General features: G+C 63.7%; 18 protein-coding genes and 1 pseudogene. 12 read left to right on the top strand and 7 right to left on the bottom strand.

The window, feature by feature from the left end; translation table 11 throughout:
* The first annotated feature begins 152 nt into the window (after positions 1 to 152).
* Positions 153 to 293: a hypothetical protein gene (locus A39O_RS41995; RefSeq protein WP_020502721.1), complete on the top strand. Its 141-nt coding sequence runs from the start codon at positions 153 to 155 to the stop codon at positions 291 to 293.
* A gap of 24 nt (positions 294 to 317) precedes the next feature.
* On the opposite strand, the gene A39O_RS0100330 is transcribed toward A39O_RS41995, so the two are convergent.
* The 4 genes and pseudogenes from A39O_RS0100330 to A39O_RS0100315 all read right to left on the bottom strand — a co-directional run bounded on the left by A39O_RS0100330 (position 318) and on the right by A39O_RS0100315 (position 1,496).
* Positions 318 to 524 carry a hypothetical protein gene (locus A39O_RS0100330; RefSeq protein ID WP_040526736.1) on the bottom strand — a complete coding sequence of 69 codons (207 nt, stop codon included), beginning with the start codon at positions 522 to 524 and terminating at the stop codon, positions 318 to 320.
* Positions 524 to 896: pseudogene (locus tag A39O_RS0100325) on the bottom strand (HepT-like ribonuclease domain-containing protein). The gene A39O_RS0100330 and the pseudogene A39O_RS0100325 overlap by 1 nt, the downstream one beginning before the upstream one ends.
* On the bottom strand, positions 889 to 1,179 hold the full coding sequence (locus A39O_RS0100320; protein ID WP_020502718.1) for a nucleotidyltransferase family protein: 291 nt from the start codon (positions 1,177 to 1,179) through the stop codon (positions 889 to 891). Before A39O_RS0100320 ends, A39O_RS0100325 begins: the two are co-directional and overlap by 8 nt.
* A gap of 8 nt (positions 1,180 to 1,187) precedes the next feature.
* On the bottom strand, positions 1,188 to 1,496 hold the full coding sequence (locus A39O_RS0100315) for a DUF6088 family protein (protein ID WP_020502717.1): 309 nt from the start codon (positions 1,494 to 1,496) through the stop codon (positions 1,188 to 1,190).
* Between the two features lie 265 nt (positions 1,497 to 1,761).
* Between A39O_RS0100315 and A39O_RS40105 the strand changes: the two genes are divergently transcribed.
* Genes A39O_RS40105 through A39O_RS37370 form a run of 3 tightly spaced genes read left to right on the top strand, consistent with a single transcriptional unit; the run spans position 1,762 to position 2,629 of the window.
* Entirely contained in the window at positions 1,762 to 1,929 is a 168-nt protein-coding gene (locus tag A39O_RS40105; protein WP_169338387.1) for a ribbon-helix-helix domain-containing protein, read from the top strand.
* A complete protein-coding gene (locus tag A39O_RS37375) occupies positions 1,874 to 2,035 on the top strand; it encodes a type II toxin-antitoxin system ParD family antitoxin (RefSeq protein ID WP_322786419.1) in 162 nt (53 codons plus the stop codon). The genes A39O_RS40105 and A39O_RS37375 overlap by 56 nt, the downstream gene beginning before the upstream one ends.
* Positions 2,036 to 2,074: 39 nt before the next feature.
* A complete protein-coding gene (locus tag A39O_RS37370; protein ID WP_020502715.1) occupies positions 2,075 to 2,629 on the top strand; it encodes a type II toxin-antitoxin system RelE/ParE family toxin in 555 nt (184 codons plus the stop codon).
* A 187-nt stretch (positions 2,630 to 2,816) separates the two neighbouring features.
* Here A39O_RS37370 and A39O_RS36035 read toward each other — a convergent pair whose 3' ends face one another.
* Positions 2,817 to 3,638 carry a potassium channel family protein gene (locus A39O_RS36035; RefSeq protein ID WP_083924372.1) on the bottom strand — a complete coding sequence of 274 codons (822 nt, stop codon included), beginning with the start codon at positions 3,636 to 3,638 and terminating at the stop codon, positions 2,817 to 2,819.
* Positions 3,622 to 5,475, bottom strand: coding sequence for an asparagine synthetase B family protein (locus tag A39O_RS0100290; protein WP_026199048.1), 1,854 nt, complete (start codon positions 5,473 to 5,475; stop codon positions 3,622 to 3,624). Before A39O_RS0100290 ends, A39O_RS36035 begins: the two co-directional genes overlap by 17 nt.
* 312 nt (positions 5,476 to 5,787) lie before the next feature.
* On the opposite strand from A39O_RS0100290, the gene A39O_RS0100285 reads away from it, so the two are divergent.
* From A39O_RS0100285 to A39O_RS0100250, 8 genes are all read left to right on the top strand, one after another.
* Positions 5,788 to 6,396 (top strand): Tll0287-like domain-containing protein, encoded by a 609-nt coding sequence (locus A39O_RS0100285; RefSeq protein WP_020502712.1) that lies wholly within the window; start codon positions 5,788 to 5,790, stop codon positions 6,394 to 6,396.
* Positions 6,397 to 6,513: 117 nt separating this feature from the next.
* Complete coding sequence (locus tag A39O_RS0100280; RefSeq protein WP_020502711.1) at positions 6,514 to 7,047, top strand: hypothetical protein; 534 nt, start codon at positions 6,514 to 6,516, stop codon at positions 7,045 to 7,047.
* An 8-nt stretch (positions 7,048 to 7,055) separates the two neighbouring features.
* Entirely contained in the window at positions 7,056 to 8,270 is a 1,215-nt protein-coding gene (locus tag A39O_RS0100275; protein WP_020502710.1) for a protoporphyrinogen/coproporphyrinogen oxidase, read from the top strand.
* 121 nt (positions 8,271 to 8,391) lie between these two features.
* A complete protein-coding gene (locus A39O_RS0100270; RefSeq protein ID WP_020502709.1) occupies positions 8,392 to 8,865 on the top strand; it encodes a CreA family protein in 474 nt (157 codons plus the stop codon).
* The gene (locus A39O_RS0100265; protein WP_020502708.1) at positions 8,862 to 9,437 is read left to right on the top strand and encodes a 2OG-Fe(II) oxygenase; all 576 of its coding nucleotides are present in this window, start codon (positions 8,862 to 8,864) and stop codon (positions 9,435 to 9,437) included. Before A39O_RS0100270 ends, A39O_RS0100265 begins: the two co-directional genes overlap by 4 nt.
* A gap of 46 nt (positions 9,438 to 9,483) precedes the next feature.
* Positions 9,484 to 10,815: a hypothetical protein gene (locus A39O_RS0100260; protein ID WP_020502707.1), complete on the top strand. Its 1,332-nt coding sequence runs from the start codon at positions 9,484 to 9,486 to the stop codon at positions 10,813 to 10,815.
* A 327-nt stretch (positions 10,816 to 11,142) separates the two neighbouring features.
* Positions 11,143 to 12,456: a PilT/PilU family type 4a pilus ATPase gene (locus A39O_RS0100255; protein WP_020502706.1), complete on the top strand. Its 1,314-nt coding sequence runs from the start codon at positions 11,143 to 11,145 to the stop codon at positions 12,454 to 12,456.
* Positions 12,457 to 12,499: 43 nt separating this feature from the next.
* Entirely contained in the window at positions 12,500 to 13,531 is a 1,032-nt protein-coding gene (locus A39O_RS0100250; RefSeq protein WP_020502705.1) for a PilT/PilU family type 4a pilus ATPase, read from the top strand.
* A gap of 13 nt (positions 13,532 to 13,544) precedes the next feature.
* On the opposite strand, the gene A39O_RS0100245 is transcribed toward A39O_RS0100250, so the two are convergent.
* Positions 13,545 to 14,519 (bottom strand): PDC sensor domain-containing protein, encoded by a 975-nt coding sequence (locus tag A39O_RS0100245; RefSeq protein ID WP_026199046.1) that lies wholly within the window; start codon positions 14,517 to 14,519, stop codon positions 13,545 to 13,547.
* Between the last annotated feature and the right edge of the window lie 36 nt (positions 14,520 to 14,555).

Below are 14,555 nucleotides of genomic sequence, written 5' to 3'. Positions count from 1 at the left end.
CGGGGCCAGGTCGTCACGAGACGACGTCGCCGGGCCGTGGAACATTCAGCACCGGTCGCCCAGGGTCTCGATCACGGCCGCGATCACCACAACGGACAACCGAAGGCCGGTCGGCCTCTTCGCAACACCGCCAGTACGACATCCTCATACTCATGAACACCATCGAACGTATCACCATCACACTGACCGCCGAGATGGCCCAGGCCGTGCGCGGCGCCGTGCAGGCCGGGGCCTTGATCAAGATTCCGGCCACTTGGGCTCGCCGGGTGCGTAGTCAGGCCATCCTGGCCTGACACCGTCAGGGCTGGAAGCCCTGACTACGCATACCGTCGACCGGGATTAGGATCAAGGCCCAGGCCGGCGAGTACGCCTCCAGCAGTGAGATCATCCTCGATGCCTTCGGGCAACAGGGTTGTCTGCGGTTCGATCAGCCGGGCGCGCGTATTGAGGATCTGTAGCCGGAAGCCGCGCCGGGCGGGACCGGCCGAGTCGCCACGGTCACCATGGCAAATAGGGTAGTGCATCATGTGGGCAATGATTGCGACCGCGCGCGAAGCGCGCGAAGCAACGGCAGCAGCGCCGGCACGTCGCCCTGGATGATGCTCCAGAGGGTGTCGTCGTCAATTCCGAGATAGCCGTGGATCAGGCGATTGCGGGTGGCGACGATGAGTCGCCAGGGCACCTGGGGGTTGGCGGTTCGCACCGACTCGGGGACATGGGTTGCTGCCTCGCCGATCAGCTCAAGATTGCGCAGAGTGGCATCGTAAGCTAGGTCATCGCACAAGAACCCTTCCTGGTCCAGACCGGCCGTGTAGGTCATGACTTTCTCGGCGAATCCGATCATGTCATCCAAAATAGAAGGCCCATTCGCGGGGACCGCAGCCGACCTCAGACACGGATCGCCTCTCGCTCGATGTGCGGCCGCAATTCGTCGCGTAGGGCCTTCTCCGTGACCAGGTCGACCGGACAGCCTAGTAGATCTTCAAGATAGAACTGCACGCCGAAGAAACGCTCCGATGTGGCCGGTCCATCGAAAGCCACCAGGATATCCACGTCGCTATCCTCCCGCGCGTCGCCTCGGACCCTGGAGCCGAACAGGGCGAGCTCGGTCACGCCGTAGCGTCGGGTTAGGAGTCCTTTGTGCTCGGCGAGAATCTGCAAGGTGCTGTTGCGCATCATTTCTCCCGTTACTGGGCCGGCACCTGGGTGGAAAGCCCGATCAGGTTCAGCACGGATGGGCCGTTCGCCAGGATGCGCCAACCGAGTTTGCGGGCGAGTGCCTGCGCGACCCGATCGATGTCCGGACTCAAGGGCTCGCCCAGGAGGAGGCTGTACCGTGGGTAGTCGTAGATCCCCCTCAGGACGCGGCGAATAGCGCCCTGCGTCCACAAGCGATGCAGGGCCACATCGAGGGTCGAACGGCTCCCCAGATCCGCTAGATCGGTCTGCGAGAAGACCCAACCCCTGCCTTTGCCATAGAGCCTGCTAAGGATCATTTTTTCAGTAGGTTGAGACATGCAGATAGGTTATCGCTTGTAAGAAAAAATGGCTATTTTTTCTTACAAAGTCGAGACCGATACCAAGCGCGCAGGTTCAGGAGGGGCTCGCCGACATCGCGGCCGGGCGCGTGCGCGACTTCGATGCCGAGCGCATCATCCGCAAGGGAAAGGAACAGTTAGCGGTTTGCGACGCCTGCGCATAACCGACAGCGCCTACCTTGCCAAAATTTGCCATCGCCGCTACGCTCCGGGCATGAGCAGCATGAACATTTCCCTCCCGGACGCGCTCAAGTCCTATATGGACGAGCAGGTCGTCAGCCGCCGCTTCGGTACCAGCAGCGCGTACGTGCGTGATCTGATCCGCGGGGACCAGGATCGAGCAATTCATCACCGAGCAGGTTGCCCAAGGTCGCTACGGCTCGGCCAGTGAGGCGATTCGAGCCGGTTTACGGCTTCTGGAAGAACACGAATTGAAACCGTCTACCTTGCGTCAGGCGCTCGCGGACGGTGAAGCCAGCGGCAGGGCCGACTATTAGCGGGTTGCTGGCTGAACTCGACAGCGAAAGTACGCACTGATGCCCAGGTTTGTGCTGACCGAGGCGGCCAAGGCTGACTTGAAGGCCATCGGTCGCTACACCCAAGCCACCTGGGGCCGGGATCAGCGCACCCGTTATCTGACGTTGTTGGACGTCGGCTTTCGTGCCTTGGCGGACAATCCGCTGCTGGGGAAAGATTGCGACGACATCCGCCCTGGCTACCGCAAGCACCAGATTGAAAAGCACATTGCTTTTTATCGTCAGAGCGGCAGCGGTCAGATTGATCTGGAACGTATTGCGGCGGCGATTGAAGCTGATGCCGGCGAGGCTGTCCCCGGACTGTCTGCCTCGCTCGCCGAGATGGCCGCCGACGTGCGCGCCCGCACCTATACCCCCAACCAACTCGCCCTGCGCGCGGCCCGTACCGCCTTAGGACTCTCGCAACCGGCCTTTGCCCGGTTGCTGCAAACCCCGGTCGGCACCGTGCGCGACTGGGAACAAGGACGCTTCCCGCCGCCCGGCAGCGCGCTACTGGTGGCCCGGCTCGCCGTAGAGCATTCCGAGGTGTTGCGACCCTATGCCGATGTCAGGTGAGACCGGTTATAGCATTCGGACGTGATAACCGGACGTAGGGGCGGGTTTCAAACCCGCCCTACACCAAGGGTCTGTCTGGACATCAGGTACGAAGGCTATACCACCCACCATCGGATTGGATGTCGGTGCGACTGAAGTCGCACCGACATTGGCGGCTTTCCGTAGCGCCGGTGATGATACGCCCGCCTCACCGGCCGCCCTTGCCCCGCGTCCCTTGCGCCAAGCGCATGCCGACGAGTTGCGCGACGACGACGGCGATGTAGAACTGACCAAACACCGTTTCGAGCATGGCGAAGGCGGTCATGGGTCCGCGTGCCGGCGCAATGTCGCCATAGCCGACCGAGGTAATGGTCGCGAGGCTGAAGTAGGTTAACAGGGCCAGGCGCCCCCGCAGATCGCTGAACTGGGCCGTCAGGTCGGGGCTGATGGTGAAGGAGCCGGGGAACAGGATCTCGAAGACGGCATAGAGGTTCGCCCAGGCGGCAGCGGCCAGAAGGTAGCCGCTCACGGCCCCGAGCACGTCGTCCGTACGAATCCGCTCCTGCTGAAAGACGTCGCGCAGAATCAGCGCCGCGGCCCAGCCGTGAAAACACATCAACAACACTTGTTGCAGCACTTCGAGTCCGGGATGGGACACCGCCGGCAGGAGATAGCGCGCCCCGCCCAGGGCGGCCACCACGACCCCGGACCACAGGGCCGCGAGCCGACCCCGGCGTCCCTCGAACACCACCAACACCATGGCGGCCAGCGAGATCATCACGAGCAACTCCGCGATGGCGGTCACGCCGACCAGACGCCGATCAACCGACTGAACAATCAGGACGCAGACCAGCACCAGGAGCAGGATCAGATACCTGTGGCTTTTCAGCCGCTCGTTCCAGCGTCCGGGCGGACCACCCGCGGCACCAGGATTGAACCTGGCCCGAGCACCATGGACCGCCCCCGGCCGCGGCGCCATGGAGCCCCCCGTCGGCGGTATCGCGCCGGAATGCTCAGGATGCATGGCCATGGGCGCGCAGCCAGTGCTCCAACATGACCAGCACCCAGAGCATGACGCCGTAATAGCCCGCCTGCTCGCCCGCGTGCCGGGCGCGCAGCCAGTCGATATAGGCGGGATTGACGATGCCGCGCTCGCGCAAGGTGCCCAGGCTGTCCACGGTCAGGGCCTTGAGCGGCGGGTACTCGGCCAGCCACAGCCCGATCGGCACGCCGAAGCCGTGTTTTTTCTTGGTGAGAATCGCGGGCGGCAGGAAATCGGCCAACGCCTCCTTGAAGAACCAGCGCAACTGGTTGTTCTTGATCTGTATCTGGGGCGGTACCCCGGCCGCGAAGGTCATGAGACGCTCATCGAGCAGCGGATACCGGACGTCGATCCCCGCCAGTTCGCAGGCCTGGCTGACCTTGCGCAGATCGTTGTCCGCCAGGGTGATCTTGAGATCGAGATGCATCATCCGGTTGACGATGGCGCGGGAGGCGGTGCGCTCGTAACAGGCGCGCTGACTCGCCAAGGGCGCGTCCGGATCGACCCGCGCGAGGAAGCCGGGGTCGAAGATCTCGCCGAGCGGCGTACGGTGCAGGAAGTTGTAAGTCTCCAGACGATCCGGCAGGGGGATGCGGGCCTGCTCCACGTAGTGCTTGAACTTGCGCAGTCCGGGAACCGCACGGAGACCAGGAATGGCGGCGAGCGGGTCGACCAGTCCGCGGCGCAGCCAGCCGGGCAGATTGCCGTAGATCTCGAAAACCTGTTGGGTAGCATAGCGGGCATTGCCGCCGAAAATCTCGTCACCGCCGTCGCCGCCCAACAAGCGCTCCATGCCGTCGGCCCGGGCATAGCGGGCGCACAAATAGGCCGGCACGATGGAGGCGTTGGCAAAGGGCTCATCACAATAGGCGGCCACCAGCGGAATGGCCTCGAGCAGGTCCTGCGGCTGGACCTGGTATTCACGCGCATCCGTCGCGAAGTGACGGGCGGCGAGACGCGCATCATCGCGCTCGTTGAAACCCGCCGCCGCAAATCCCATCGAATAGGTGCGCACCGGTGCACCACGCAATTGGCGTAGCGTGCCGGCGACGGTGGAACTATCGGTACCGCCGCTCAGGAAACAGCCGACCGCGGTCGCGTCGGGTCCGGGAGCCGCCGCGGCCTGCTCCACCACCAGCGGCAGCAGGCCGCGAAATTCGCGCTTGAGATCGGTCAGCGCGGCCGGGTTGTCGTCCCGATACGGCATCTGCCAATAGAAAAACGCATGTCGACCCAGCGGACCGAGATCAATGGCCTGGGCCGGCAACAGCTTCTCAACGCCTTGATAGATGGTGCCCGGACTCGGGACGACATGACAGTACAGATAATCGAACAGAGCCTGGTCACTCAGGTTCGCCTGAAAATCGGGGAGCTCGCGCAGCGCGGACAGCCGGCTGGCGAAGACCACGGCCGCACCGCTGCGCCGGAAATAGAGCGGCCGGATGCCGGCCCGATCCACGGCCATCAGGATCTTGCGGCGGCGCAAGTCCATGACCACCAGGCCGAAGCTGCCATGACAGTGGCCGAGCAGCGCATCGCCCTGCGCGTGATAGCGTCGAGCCACCGCCTCCGCGTCCGCCGGCACGGCCGGCGCGGAACCAGTCGACAGCATGACCGGCTCGGTGAGACAGACCACCACCTCCCCGTCCGCATAGACCTGCCCAGCTCCGGCCAGGGTTGCCGCATGGCCGCTCAGGTCGCGGATCAGACCCGCGCCCTTGGCGTCAGGTGCACCGCCGCGGCAGCGCTCAAGCATCTGGTCGAGGATTCGGTCCGAGGCCGCCGCGTCGGCAATCTGCCCCATCCAACCGCATATGGCGTGCATCGCGACTCCCGTGGGGTGGTGGCGACTTCCGGGCGGGGACTGCATCGCATCCCGCCGCGGTGAGGCCGCGAGCGGATTATAGCGTTCGCACCTGATATCCAGACAGACCTTCGTGTAGGGGCGGGTTTGAAACCCGCCCCTTGTCCGGTTATCACGTCCGAAGGCTATATACCCTTCGCACCGGAATATCCAGACGTGGCCCTGACGTCGGCAGCATGAGATTCCGCAAAGCCCCGGCAGCCAGAACCAGGCACACTGCAACGCTGTCTCAGAGTACCTTGATCAACATTATCGACGCACTGGAGTTTTCTCATGAACCACACCCTGCTCGGCGCGATTGCCACCCTGTTTACCGCCGGCGCACTGGCCGCGGAGCCGCCCGCGGCGCCAATGGCGCCGACGGCTGCCGCGCCCGCCGCAAACCCGTTGGCCGAGGAAGCCAAGTCACTCGTCAAGGAGTTCGCCGGCACCCTGAAAGGTGAGCTGGAGGCCGCCATCAAGTCCGGCGGGCCGACCAAGGCGGTCAGCGTCTGCCAGGACCGCGCCCCAGCCATCGCGAAAGACATCGCCACCCGGTCCGGCTGGGAGGTCGGACGCGTCAGCCTCAAGACACGCAATCCGCAGCTCGACACACCGGACGCCTGGGAACAGCAAGTCCTGACCCGTTTCGATCAACGCCAGGCGGCCGGCGAGCCGGTCGACACCATGGCCTTCGCCGAAGTGGTACAAATCGACGGAACCAAGCAGTTCCGCTTCATGAAAGCGATTCCAACCGGTGAGCCCTGCCTGGCCTGTCATGGCAACGCCATCACCCCGGAAGTCGCCGCCGCACTGGATCAAGCCTATCCAGAAGACCAGGCGCGCGGTTATGCTGTCGGTGATGTCCGCGGGGCCGTCAGCCTGAGCAAAACGATCGAGTAACCGCGTTCCGCGTCGATCCGCCTCAGCGGGCCCTATCCCAGGCTGCCGACGCGCGCCTTCGGTATGGCCCGTTGGCGCGATGACGGCAGGGGCGCGCTGCCAAGAGCGAGTTGAACCATGTCCGACGAACGCTTCGATCTCAGTTACCTGGGTCTGATCGCACCAGGAGCCGACCCAGAGCAAGTCCGACAGCGCCTGCGCGCGGTCTTCAAGCTCACCGACAAGGGTACGGAGCGCCTGTTCACCGGCCGACCCGTCATCGTCAAGCGCGACGTCGATTTTGCCACCGCGACCCGCTTCGAGACGATTTTTGCTCACGCGGGGGCCACGCTCACGATCACGCCGGTGGAGGGTCCGAATGGACCGGACAGCGTCGACGCGATAGCCGCGACGGATGCGCCCGCACGGGTGCGCACCATCGACACCGGGCATTTGTCCCTGGCTCCACAAGGCGGTCATCTGGAGGAACCACCGGTCGGCGGCGGACCGGACCTGGATATCAGTTATCTGAGCCTGGTACCGGGTGATCAGTGGACCCTGGCGGACTGCGCGCCCCCGCCCACGCCCACCCCGGAACCGGACATCAGTTACCTCAGCCTGGCGCCTGTCGAACCGCGGGCCGAAGGCAATACCAATCCACAGTTGGATTAGCAATCGAGATGACCAAGGATTTCGACCATATCGTCATCGGCGCCGGCATCAGCGGGCTGGGTGCCGCCCATTTTTCGGCCCGGCGCGAACTCGGCACGCTGGTGCTGGAGTCGTCCCAACGCGTGGGCGGCTGCATCAAGACCCACCCGTTCGCGGGACTCGATGGGTTCTGGACCGAGGCCGGCAGCCACACCTGCTTCAACAGTTACGGCAACCTGCTCGGCATCATGGACGATCTGGGCCTGACCGCCGCGGTCCAGACCAAGACCAAGGTCGGCTACCGGCTGTGGAAAGACGGTAAGCGCCGCAGCATCGGCTCCGCCCTGCATCCGCTGGAGGCGGCGGTCTCGCTGCCGCGCCTCTTCACCACCCCCAAGGAGGGGCAGCGGGTCGCCGACTATTACGGCCGGGTCCTGGGTCGACGCAACTACCGCGACCTGCTGCGCCACGCCTTCCAGGCGGTGATCTGCCAGGACGCGGACGACTATCCCGCGGAGGCCCTGTTCCGGCGCAAGCCGCGCCGCAAGGACGTCATCAAGGCCTTCACCTTCGCGGACGGACTGTCCCGCATCCCCCAGGCGATTGCGGCCCAGGAGCGCATCCAGGTGCGCACCGGGGTGAATGTCGCCGCCGTCACCCCCGCCGCGGACGGTTTCCGGATCGACCTGGGGGATGGCACCGCGCTCACCTGCGCCTATTTGACGCTGGCGGTCCCGCCGGACCAGGCCGCCCGACTGATGCCGGCCGGTTTCGCCGCCGCGCAACAGACGATCGCCGCCATCGCCATGGCGGAGATCGAGACCCTGACACTCGCCTTCCGCGTCAGCGACCTGCAACTGCCGCCACTGGCAGGTCTGATCGCGGTCGGCGGCAGCTTCTACTCGGCGGTGTCGCGCGACTTCCTCCCGGACAGCACCTATCGCGGCTTTGCTTTTCATTTCCGTCCCGGCGAACTGTGCCCGAAGGAACAGGTGACTGTCGCCTGCGCGGCACTCGGCGTCGATCCGCGGCACATCGCCGCACAGGGGGAAACCCACAACCGGCTGCCGGCCCTGCGTGCCGGTCATGCCTCCGTGGTGGCCCGGATCGATCAGGCGCTGGCCGGCAGTCGGCTCGGAATCACCGGTAACTGGTTCCTCGGGGTCTCCATCGAGGACGCCTTGACGCGCAGCCGTCGGGAATTCGATCGGCTGTTCGGACCCGAACCCAACGCCAGTCGCTGACCGGACTGAATCGGACCGGACCAGGCGGCAAAACCGAAAAACGCAGCAGAGGAGTGGTCCGCAAGTGAACTCGTCAACACTCGTACATGGCGCGCGCTGCGGTCTCATCACGCTGATCGCGATGGTGCTCGCCCAGTCCGCCGCAGCGGACATCATCGGCAGCGTCGGCACCAAGTTCAAGTTCATGGGGCCGAACGACAAGATCGTCGTCGAGGTCTTTCTGGACGAGGATCTCCCCGGAGTCGCCTGCTATCTGAGCCGGGCCAAGACGGGCGGGATCTCCGGGGCCGTCGGGGTGGCGGAAGACACCTCGGATGCGGATATCGAGTGCACTCAGATCGGCCCCATCACCTTGCCGGAGGACATCCGTAGCGGGAAGCGCAACGGCGAGGAGGTCTTCAAGAAGCGCACTTCACTGCTCTTCAAGACGCTTCAGGTCGTTCGGTTCTACGACGCCCCGCGCAATGTCCTGGTCTATCTGACCTACAGCGACCGGATCATCGAGGGCTCACCCAAGAACAGCGTGACGGTGGTGGCCATTGCGCCCTGGCAAACACCGACCCCTGCACCCACGGCACCCCAGAGCGCCAAATGAACGGGGAGCTGGATCAGGACGCCGTGTCCGAAACCGCGGCCTCCCATCCCTGGGTCAACGCGCGTATCCAGCGCTGCGTCCTGCCGGGCGCCGCGGCCGTCAATGCCGCTATCCTGACCGCGTTCCAGACCTTGACGCCGGAGTCTTTCGACCGCCGCAGCCATCTTGTCGGCGGGCGCTATGAGAACCTCTATCTGGAGCGGGCGCGGATGCCGGCACTCGCGCCCGTACTCGAGCACGCGCTGCACTGCGCCGCGACCATCCTCGGCGAATCAGCCCACGGACTGCGCTGCGGCTTCTGGTTCAACGCCACGGGACCCGGCCACCACACCAGCGAACACACGCATGACGAGTGCGATGAGCGACTCTCGGCGGTCTATTATGTTGACGCCCCGGCCGACTGCGGCGATCTGATCCTCTATGACGGCCCACTCACCATGCGTGTCACACCCGTCGCCGGTACGCTGCTCTTCTTCCCCCCCAACCTTCCACATGCGGTGGAGCCCAATCGCAGCGGTCAATTGAGGCTCTCGATCGGCATCAACTTCGGGCCATTACCCGCGGACCTATAAACCCGGCGGCTGGCCCCTCACCCCGCCACACGACACAAGGCCCACGATGTCTTATCGCCTCTCTCTCGACGCCTGGCCCCTACTCCCGATCCTGCTGATCGTCTCGCCCGGTCTGTGCTCCGCGGCGGATACCAGCCCGATCGTTCTGGAGGCGCCGGTCGCCGACCAACCGATGACCACCGGAGCCGCGCCAGGCGAAACCGGCGGCAGTGCGGATCTGTGGCAGCGCACCCGCACGACCGCCGAGCATTGGTGGCAGCGCTCCCGCGACGTTGCGGGGCAAGCGGCCCAAGACGCCCGCGGCATCCTCGGTCCCCAACCGATGGGATTCCCGCAGGTTTGGGAGCAGGTGGTTCCCAAGCTCGAAGACACGCTGGTCCTCGAGGACCGCCACGCGGACCTGCCTGACAGTGCCTGGATCGGCAAAGACAAGGCATCCAATCAGGCCGAGATCGATGACCTGCTCGATGATGCTGTCGCCATTCTTTCCAGCTCGCCGGTGCAGCAGTTCCGCGAGCGCATCCGCGCCATCCAGATCGAGATCGAGGCCGCCCGCGCGGCCATCGCCGGTTATCGTCAAAGCCGTGTTTCCGCACCCGGCGAGTCGACCATCAAACGGACGGTCGCCGACTACGACCGGCTGATCGTCGAACAAGAGCAGCAAATCGCGCAACTCACCAAGCGATTGGGCGAGGTGAAGCGCGAATTCGCAACGGCGGTCCGGGCATTGGGAGTGGAACTGAGTGACGAACAGGTGGAGTTCCTGCTATCCACCGTGGTCGGCGACAACATGGTCGACCTCGGCATCCTATTCGATAACGTCAAGTCGGTCACCAATCAACTGGAGACCCTGGTGGCACAGAGCGGCGAGGACCTTCAGAGCGCTCGCCGCTATTACGGCATGTACGTGGTCCTGCTGCGCGCGCTCGAACGGATGCATGTGAAGATCGAAGAGGCCATCGGCGAACAGTACATTCCACAGATTGATTCGATCATAGCCCGCGCCCAGCAGTTGAGCGGCGAGACCCGTGAACTGCTGCGCACCTCACCGACCAAAGGCGAGCTGCTCGCCGCCAACCTCGAGGCCCAGCGACTCACCATCGATGCGGCCGGCATCTATCGTCAATACCTGAGCGATCAGGCGAATCAGGTCAGCAAGGCCCGGCGTGAAGTGGCAAAGGATATCGCGGCGGCCTGGAACACCTATGAAACGGTGCGCGTCTCCGGAGAATTGGTCGGGCTGGTGAAATCCAGCCGGCAACTGCTGGAAGGCCTGATGAACCGCCAGGTCCCGGCGCTGCGGCCGTTCGAGAACCTGGAGTTGCGCCGCGAGTTCGAAAAGCTCACCGACCAGCTCAGACGCAGCGAACCAGGCTGATCCGTAAACGCCCTATGAAACAACGATATCCACGCGGACCGCGAGCCATCCTGTCGCCACCGAGATCCCTCGCCGAACCGTCGGGGTAGCGATGCACCCCCTCGCGGAAGCGGGCGGACCTAGTCTGCATTTTTCGAAACGGCCGGGGAAATGCGCGTCAACGTAAAACAAGCACCTGATTTATATCAGCTTCATGAAGGCTCCGCGAGTTGCTTAATCACTCGGACGGGGCTATCGTTGTAAGCGCATCTTCGTCGCATCGGCTGCCGCCGGACGACAAGCAAGCACACACAGACGTCAGGCGACGACCACAAGGCACGGTACCCCATGGACCGCCAAGAAGCAGCAAAATTCATGCTCGACTGCCTTCGCACCATGCTGGCTCGCAAAGGCTCCGATCTGTTCATTTCCGCGGAGTTTCCCCCGGCGTGCAAGATCGACGGGCGGATGACACCGCTGAGTGATCACACGCTCACCGGGCTACAGACCAGTGTACTGGTGCGCGCCATCATGAACGACCGCCAAGTGCGTGATTACGAAGCGCATAAGGAGTGCAACTTCGCGATCAGTCCCCAAGGGATCGGGCGTTTCCGTGTCAATGCGTTCATCCAGCAGGGACTCGCCGGCGCCGTGCTGCGCACCATTACCAGCCGTATCCCGGAACTGGACGAGCTGAACCTGCCGCCGGTCCTGAAAGACCTGATCATGACCAAGCGCGGGCTGATCCTGGTCGTCGGCGGCACCGGCTCGGGCAAGTCGACCAGCCTGGCGGCCATGCTCGGCCACCGCAACGCCAACAGCTTCGGGCATATCATCACGATCGAGGACCCGGTGGAGTATGTCCACCCGCACCGTAATTGTCTGATCACTCAACGCGAGGTCGGTGTCGACACGGAGAGTTGGGACGCCGCCCTGATCAACACGCTGCGCCAGGCCCCGGACGTCATTCTGATCGGTGAGATCCGCCAACGCGAGACCATGGAGCACGCCATCAATTTCGCGGAGACCGGCCACCTGTGCCTCTCCACCCTGCACGCCAACAGCGCCAATCAGGCACTGGACCGCATCATCAATCTGTTTCCGGAAGAGCGGCGGGTGCAACTGCTGATGGATCTCTCGCTCAACCTCAAGGCGGTGATCTCCCAACGCCTGCTGCCCTGCACCAATGGCGGGCGCATCGCGGCGATCGAAATCATGATCAACTCGCCGCTGATTCAGGACCTGATCTTCAAGGGCGACGTGCATGGTATCAAGGGAATCATGAAAAAATCACGGGAACTCGGGATGCAGACCTTCGATATGGCGCTGTTCGACCTTTACGAATCCGGCAAGATCAGCTACGAGGACGCGATCCGCAGCGCCGACTCGATGAACGAGCTGCGGCTGGCCATCAAATTGGAGGGTCACGAGTCCCGCGGCAAGGATCACTTCGCGGACATGGATGCCTTCTCGATCGTGCCGGAAGGTGACGAGGGCATCACCGACCCCGCGTTGTTCGGAGCGCCGCCGGCTCCGCCGGCGGGATCGGAAAGCGACCGGGTCCCCTATGCGCCAAGCGAGACGACCGCCGGGCTCGCGGTGGAGACGACCCATCAGGCCGCGGTCTACCAGCCCGGTATCGCCAAATCACATGGCACCTGAGCACGCGTGAGACACCGCGTTGGACATTACACCTTATCTCGAAATGATGATCCGGCATCAGGCGTCGGATCTCTTTTTCACGCCCGGAACTCCGGTTCGGATCAAGATCGAGGGGGTCATTCGCCCGATCGGTGAGTCGGAAACCACCGCGGAATTCTGCCGGGACGCGGTGCTGTCGATTCTCGATCGGGACAAGGCGCAGCAATTCGAAAACGAATTGGAGGTGGATTTCGCGATCGCACTGGAGGAACGGGCACGTTTTCGCGTCAATGCCTTTCATCAGCGCGGCCAGGCCGCCATGGTATTGCGCTATATCCGGGCCACCATCCCGACCGCCGAGGAATTGGGACTGCCGCCGGTGCTGACCCGGCTGATCATGCAGAAGCGCGGGATCATCCTGATGGTCGGGTCCACCGGGTCCGGCAAATCCACGACACTCGCGGCCATGATCGACTCACGCAATGCCGCGGCGCCAGGCCATATCCTCACCATCGAGGATCCGGTCGAGTTCGTCCACCCCCACAAACAGTGCATCATCAACCAACGCGAGGTTGGGGTCGACACCAAGAGCTATGCCGCCGCCTTGAAAAGCTCATTGCGCGAGGCGCCGGACATCATCCTCATCGGCGAAATCCGCAGTCGCGAGACCATGGAGGCAGCCATCGAACTGGCCGGAACCGGACACCTGGCCATTTCGACCCTGCACGCCAACAATGCCCATCAGGCGCTGGAACGGGTCATCAACCTGTTTCCTCAGGAACTGCACAAGACCCTGTTCCTCGATCTGTCCATCAACATGCGCGCCATCATCTCCCAGCGCCTGGTGAAGACAGTCAGCGGCAAGCGCACCGCCGCCATCGAGGTGTTGGTCAACACGCCGCACATTGCCGATCTGATCCGCGACGGTCGCGTCGACGAGGTGAGTGAGGCCATGCAGGCAAGCAATGAAGACGGCATGAAGACCTTCGACGATGCCCTGCTCGACCTCTTTCGCGCCGGGACCATCAGTTTCAACGAGGCACTGGCCAATGCCGATTCGGCTCCGAATCTGGAGGCCAGGATCAACTTCGGCTGAAGTTTCCGACGCGTTACTCAGTTTCCTCCAGGGCACAGGTCTCGCCGTTACCGATCCAAAAGCCCAAACTCTTGTGCAGAAACTCCTGCCACGGCATGTAATGTGAGCCGTCGCACGAGAAATTCAGGCCGACGATCCCGTTGAATACGTTGAGCGAACCAGAGCGCAGGTAGATCGTCTCATCCATGAAACGCAGGGCGCGGAAAGTCTTGAAGACCTCGCCGACCTGATCCAGGGGAATCGCCGCATCCGCCGGATAGGGCCGACTGGGGTAGGCCAGACAAATCCCCGGGTCGGTCAGGTCCTCGAAATCAAGGAGGCGGAAACGGTAAGGGTCGTCGATCAACCACAGGGTGGCACGCGAACTGGAAAAGTGCAGCTTGCCGTGGAAGACCCCATGCACCGCGATCAACTCCCGCAGCAAGTCCAACACCGCGTCGATGCGGGTGTCCATGAGGCTCTCCACCCGCTCCTGAAGAAAGAGTCCGCCGCGGATCGCCGGGTCTCCCTTGAGCTGTACCCATTGCTCCGGCGGCCGATAGATCTCGCGGGTCAGCGGCAGTTCGCGCAGATCGAAATCCGCCCCCAAATAACCGAGCGTCGTCCCCGCCGGGGAGGCGATGCGCTGCACCGCGGTGAGCGAGGGGCGACGCTGATTGCGGCTTATATAAGCCTGGGAAAGGGAAAAACGTTCCCCCGCCAGGGCATCGACAAGATAGGGCCGATCGCTACGGTCGCGCCCGTAATACTCGGGCAGCAGCCCATTGGGGGTGCAGTTGGCGGTCAATTGGCGCGCCTGCGCATCGAGCACATAGAGATACTTGCAGGACGGCAAGCCCGGCAAGGCCTCCAGCAGGTGCTGCTCCAGGGCCGCCCGTTCTGGCCAAGCCCCGGCACAGGCGTGCGCCAGCCGCTCCAGGAGCGAGGCCAGCCGACCCCGCAACAACATCCGCTGCCGCGCAACCGCGGCACGTAAAGGTTCGCTCATTGACTTATCCGCTTGTGTTCGTGTTTGACTTGTTCT

Source organism: Lamprocystis purpurea DSM 4197 (assembly GCF_000379525.1).
GTDB classification, from domain to species: domain Bacteria; phylum Pseudomonadota; class Gammaproteobacteria; order Chromatiales; family Chromatiaceae; genus Thiodictyon; species Thiodictyon purpureum.
Note: the sequence above shows the minus strand (reverse complement) of the source record. Positions and strands in the feature narration are given on the sequence as shown.

Coding starts and splice junctions, on each gene's coding strand:
- A39O_RS0100270 (WP_020502709.1), top strand. CDS start 8,392: ATGGTGCTCGCCCAGTCCGCCGCAGCGGACATCATCGGCAGCGTCGGC.
- A39O_RS0100315 (WP_020502717.1), bottom strand. CDS start 1,496: ATGATCCTTAGCAGGCTCTATGGCAAAGGCAGGGGTTGGGTCTTCTCG.
- A39O_RS41995 (WP_020502721.1), top strand. CDS start 153: ATGAACACCATCGAACGTATCACCATCACACTGACCGCCGAGATGGCC.
- A39O_RS0100260 (WP_020502707.1), top strand. CDS start 9,484: ATGTCTTATCGCCTCTCTCTCGACGCCTGGCCCCTACTCCCGATCCTG.
- A39O_RS36035 (WP_083924372.1), bottom strand. CDS start 3,638: ATGGCCATGCATCCTGAGCATTCCGGCGCGATACCGCCGACGGGGGGC.
- A39O_RS0100265 (WP_020502708.1), top strand. CDS start 8,862: ATGAACGGGGAGCTGGATCAGGACGCCGTGTCCGAAACCGCGGCCTCC.
- A39O_RS0100285 (WP_020502712.1), top strand. CDS start 5,788: ATGAACCACACCCTGCTCGGCGCGATTGCCACCCTGTTTACCGCCGGC.
- A39O_RS0100250 (WP_020502705.1), top strand. CDS start 12,500: ATGATGATCCGGCATCAGGCGTCGGATCTCTTTTTCACGCCCGGAACT.
- A39O_RS0100320 (WP_020502718.1), bottom strand. CDS start 1,179: ATGATGCGCAACAGCACCTTGCAGATTCTCGCCGAGCACAAAGGACTC.
- A39O_RS0100245 (WP_026199046.1), bottom strand. CDS start 14,519: ATGAGCGAACCTTTACGTGCCGCGGTTGCGCGGCAGCGGATGTTGTTG.
- A39O_RS0100290 (WP_026199048.1), bottom strand. CDS start 5,475: ATGCACGCCATATGCGGTTGGATGGGGCAGATTGCCGACGCGGCGGCC.
- A39O_RS0100255 (WP_020502706.1), top strand. CDS start 11,143: ATGGACCGCCAAGAAGCAGCAAAATTCATGCTCGACTGCCTTCGCACC.
- A39O_RS0100330 (WP_040526736.1), bottom strand. CDS start 524: ATGCACTACCCTATTTGCCATGGTGACCGTGGCGACTCGGCCGGTCCC.
- A39O_RS40105 (WP_169338387.1), top strand. CDS start 1,762: ATGAACATTTCCCTCCCGGACGCGCTCAAGTCCTATATGGACGAGCAG.
- A39O_RS0100280 (WP_020502711.1), top strand. CDS start 6,514: ATGTCCGACGAACGCTTCGATCTCAGTTACCTGGGTCTGATCGCACCA.
- A39O_RS37370 (WP_020502715.1), top strand. CDS start 2,075: ATGCCCAGGTTTGTGCTGACCGAGGCGGCCAAGGCTGACTTGAAGGCC.
- A39O_RS0100275 (WP_020502710.1), top strand. CDS start 7,056: ATGACCAAGGATTTCGACCATATCGTCATCGGCGCCGGCATCAGCGGG.